4 protein-coding genes are annotated in these 3,729 nt (G+C 74.6%); 1 reads left to right on the top strand and 3 read right to left on the bottom strand.

Annotated elements, in window-relative coordinates:
- Together ABD317_RS34540 and ABD317_RS34535 are read right to left on the bottom strand one after the other, a co-directional pair.
- On the bottom strand, positions 1-2,194 hold a 2,194-nt coding region (locus tag ABD317_RS34540; RefSeq protein ID WP_344295449.1), incomplete at its 3' end, for a terpene synthase family protein.
- Between the two features lie 183 nt (positions 2,195-2,377).
- On the bottom strand, positions 2,378-2,608 hold the full coding sequence (locus ABD317_RS34535; RefSeq protein ID WP_027757455.1) for a DUF6332 family protein: 231 nt from the start codon (positions 2,606-2,608) through the stop codon (positions 2,378-2,380).
- Between the two features lie 104 nt (positions 2,609-2,712).
- Between ABD317_RS34535 and ABD317_RS34530 the strand changes: the two genes are divergently transcribed.
- Positions 2,713-3,108 carry a MarR family transcriptional regulator gene (locus ABD317_RS34530; RefSeq protein ID WP_027757456.1) on the top strand — a complete coding sequence of 132 codons (396 nt, stop codon included), beginning with the start codon at positions 2,713-2,715 and terminating at the stop codon, positions 3,106-3,108.
- A 38-nt stretch (positions 3,109-3,146) separates the two neighbouring features.
- Here ABD317_RS34530 and ABD317_RS34525 read toward each other — a convergent pair.
- Positions 3,147-3,729: MFS transporter (locus ABD317_RS34525; RefSeq protein WP_344295442.1), on the bottom strand; the 583-nt coding region annotated here is incomplete at its 5' end.

The following is a 3,729-nucleotide window of genomic DNA, read 5'->3' as shown; positions in this document are numbered from 1 at the left end:
GCGGCCCGGCCGGCGGCCCGCCCGGCGGCGCCGCTGGCCCCGCGTCCTCCGCCAGCTCCGCGGCCCCGTACCGCCGGACGTGCCGGTGCCAGTTGAGGATGCCCGCCATCCAGTTCTGCAGGTCGCGGACGTAGCCCTCCACCGCCTCGCGCGTCTCCCGCGACGCCCCGAGGTCCTCGAAGAGCACCGGCAGCCCGGTTTCGAGGAGGTGCTCGAACTGCCGCATCCGCCCCGTCGTGAGGTCGTGCACGATCCGCACCGCCTCCGGGTAGCCGATGCCGAAGAAGTTCTGCACCACCAGGACCCCGTTGTGGAGGTCGCCGTCGTACTCGATCTCCTTCTGGTAGGAGAAGAGGTCGTTGAGCAGACAGGCGTAGTCCACGGCGGAGTTCTCCAGCGCCCGTACGGGGCCGCTGTCGTAGACCTCCGGCGGCACACCGCTCCCGCGGCGCAGCCGGCACAGGTACTTGGTCATGTCGGAGCCGAACGCCGCCCGGCGCATCTCGATGTAGTCGACGGGATCCGGGACGCGGTTCTGCGCCAGGTTGGACAGCTCCCACAGCCAGGCGTCGAGCATCACGTCCACCGCGGCCCGGAACTCCGTCCGCTGCTCCGGCGTCATCGGCCCGGCCGTCCGCCGCCACAGGTCGGCCAGCCCGCGCTCCAGCGCGTTCACCGGCGCCGGCGCCGCCGCGTCGTCGAGCGGCATGCACTGCTTGAGCCGGTCGTTCGAGGCCCGGGCGCCGGCCAGGTCACGGGTCCGGCCGAAGACGGCCGGGTAGTAGTCGTCCCCGTACGTGCCCCAGGCCAGCCACTGCGACGCCAGGTCCAGCTCCTCCTCGTCGGCGTCCGGATGCAGACCGGCGGCGCAGAGCGGGAGGTCGAAGCCGCGCAGCCGCCGGGCGTCCCAGACGTGCGACCCCGGCACCCCGGGCTGGGGTTCGAGGATGCCCATGCGGCGGGCCCAGGCGAGCGTCCGGGGCCGGGCCGCGTCGAGGTGCCGCGAGAGCCGCAGCCGGTACGGCATGCGCAACTCCGGCACCAGCGACGGGCCGACGCGCCGGTGCGGCACGTGCGCGTACGAGCGCGACCGCCGCGCCCCGGCGGCGGCCAGCAGCCCGCGCAGGCTCACGTCGGCGGTGCCGGGGCCGGCCGGTGCGTACGGCAGGGACCGGGGGCCGGGGGCGGCGCGCTCGTTCATGTACCGGCTGGAGCGCAGGTGCCACTCGTGCCCGCCCGACTGCCAGTCCTGCAGCCCCTTCGCGTACGCCGCCACCCGTGCGCACTCCACCGGGGTGAGCCCCTCCGCGGCGGCGTACGCGGGCAGTTCGGTGAGGGCGGTGTGCTCGAACTGCTGCATGCGCGAGGTCAGCAGGTCGTTGACGGTATCGGCGGCCTCCTGCGTGCCGCAGCCGAGGAAGGTCTCCAGCACCAGGACGCCGTTGCTCAGCTCGCCCTCCGCCTCCACCTCGCGCTGGTACGAGAAGAGGTCGTTGCGCAGGTGCACGGCGTCGGCGAAGGTGTCGCGCAGCACCAGCAGCGGCCGGGACCCGGCCGCGCGGTCCGGCACCTCCGCCGCCGCGGCGTACTCCACCAGCCCCGCGGACCACGGCGCGCCGCCGACCTTGCGGCGCATCTCGACGTACTCGACGGGGTTGGCCACCCGCCCCTCGTCGATGTTGGCCAGCTCCCACAGCGACTCGTCGAGCAGGTTGACGGTGCTCCGCGCGAACCGCCGTCGCCACCCGGCCGACATCGCCGGCACCGTCCGCGCCCACAGGTCCGCGAGCCCGGCCTCCACCGGGTTGCGCGGCTCCGGCATGTCCGCGCCCGGCCCGGCCGTGTCGACCGGCATGAACGCCGGCAGCCGGTCCAGGTACGCCTTGGCACCGGCCCGGTCCCGGTCGCGCTTGAACGCCTCCACGAAGTGGTCGTCGAAGAAGAACACCCACACGTACCAGTCGGTGACCAGCGACAGCACGTCCGCGGAGCACTCGGGGTGGGTGTACGCGCAGAGCAGCGCGTAGTCGTGCGCGTCGAGGTCGGCGGTGTCCCAGATGCCCGAGCCCTCCAGCATCCCCATCCCGCGCGCCCACTCCCGCGAGTGCACCCGCGCCTGCTCGACGTGCGGGTTGAGCCGTGCGGGCCACGGCAGGTAGAAGGCAGGCAGTTCGAACGGCTGCTTAGGCGACATCCGCCCCTCCCCGGGTTCGTTCGCGTCCAGCGCCCGGGGCAGCACTACCCCCGGCATCGCCCCCGCACCCGAAGATGCACTCGTACGGGTGACGTGCCGGCCTCGTGTACGGGTCTCGTACGGGACGGTGGGCGCGGGCGTACGCGGCGGCTCAGCCGGCCCGGCGGCTGTTCTGACGGCCCGTCACCACCGGCGCAGCACGAGGGCGACGCGGATCACGAACGCCGCGGCCCCGGCCGCCTTCGCGGCGGTGAGCAGCGCCGGGCGGGCGTCGCCGTGCACCGCGTCGAAGAAGAGCGCGGGCGCGGCGACGGCGAGGAACACCGCGCCCGCCAGCAGCGCCGCCGTGACCGCCGCGTACACGATCTCGACGGTGACGGCGTCCCGTCGCGCCTGGCTCCTCGGTCCCCGCATCCGCAACCCCCCTCGTGGTCCTGAGAATCCCCCCGCACGCCCGTGTTCAATCCGTTGCACACCGGCCGTCACATGGCGCTCACGGGCTGGTACGGTGCCATGCCATGGCAACGGGGAGCGCCGAAGGCGCGGTCGTTTCTCAATGGCGGGAGATCCGCGCGGTGCACGCGCGGGCTGTGGGCGAGTTGGACCGTGAGCTGCATCGATACGGCATCGGGGCCAGCGACTTCGAGGTGCTGGACGTGCTGCTCGGCTCGGCGGACACCGACGGCAGGGCCAGCCTCCGGGTGCAGGAGCTGGCGGACCGGGTGCACCTGAGCCAGAGCGCGCTGTCCCGCCTCGTCGGCAGACTGGAGAAGCACGGGCTGGTGACCCGCGGCATGTGCCCCGAGGACCGCAGGGGCGTGCAGGTGTGCGTCACCGACGCGGGCCGTACGCTGCACGCCGAGGCGCTGCCCGTGCAGCGCGCGGTGCTCGCCCGCACCGTCGGCGTCAGATGACCCGCTGACCGGGCCGGACCGCCGGGCGGCGGGCCTCCTCAGCCCCGGCGCGGGCGGCCGGCGCGCTGCACGGCCTGCATGGCGTACGCGATGACCGCCGAGGCCCCCGCGAGCAGCGCGACCGTGCTCAGCGCGGCGCGCAGCGAGAACCACTCGGCGAGGAAGCCGATCGCCGGCGGGCCGAGGAGCATGCCGCCGTAGCCGAGGGTGGAGGCGGCGGCCACGCCGTGCGGTCCGGCCAGCTCGCCGGCACGGCCGATGGCGATGGGGAAGATGTTGGCCAGGCCGAGCCCGGTGAGGGCGAAGCCGGCCAGCGCGCCCCACACGTACGGGGAGAAGGAGCCGAGCAGCATGCCCGCGCAGGCGGTGGCGCCGCCCGCGACGAGGGCGCGGTGCTGGCCCAGCCGCAGCAGCAGCGCCGTACCGGAGAGCCGGCCGGCGGTCATGGCGAGGGCGAACACGGAGTACCCGGCGGCGGCCAGGCCCGGGCCGGCGTCCAGGGACTCCTTCAGGTGCAGCGCGCTCCAGTCGGCCATGGCGCCCTCGCCGTACGCGGTGCACAGCGCGACGAGGCCGAGCACGGCGACGAGCACCCGGACGCGCCCGGCGGGCAGCTCCGCG

Origin of the sequence: Streptomyces synnematoformans (assembly GCF_039531005.1) — a bacterium.
Classification (GTDB): Bacteria; Actinomycetota; Actinomycetes; order Streptomycetales; family Streptomycetaceae; genus Streptomyces; species Streptomyces synnematoformans.
The sequence above is the reverse complement of the archived record's forward strand: the minus strand, read 5'-3'. Positions and strand labels throughout refer to the sequence as shown.

Excerpts from the sequence above, each read along its gene's own strand:
- ABD317_RS34530 (WP_027757456.1), top strand. The coding sequence starts at position 2,713 with ATGGCAACGGGGAGCGCCGAAGGCGCGGTCGTTTCTCAATGGCGGGAG.
- ABD317_RS34535 (WP_027757455.1), bottom strand. The coding sequence starts at position 2,608 with ATGCGGGGACCGAGGAGCCAGGCGCGACGGGACGCCGTCACCGTCGAG.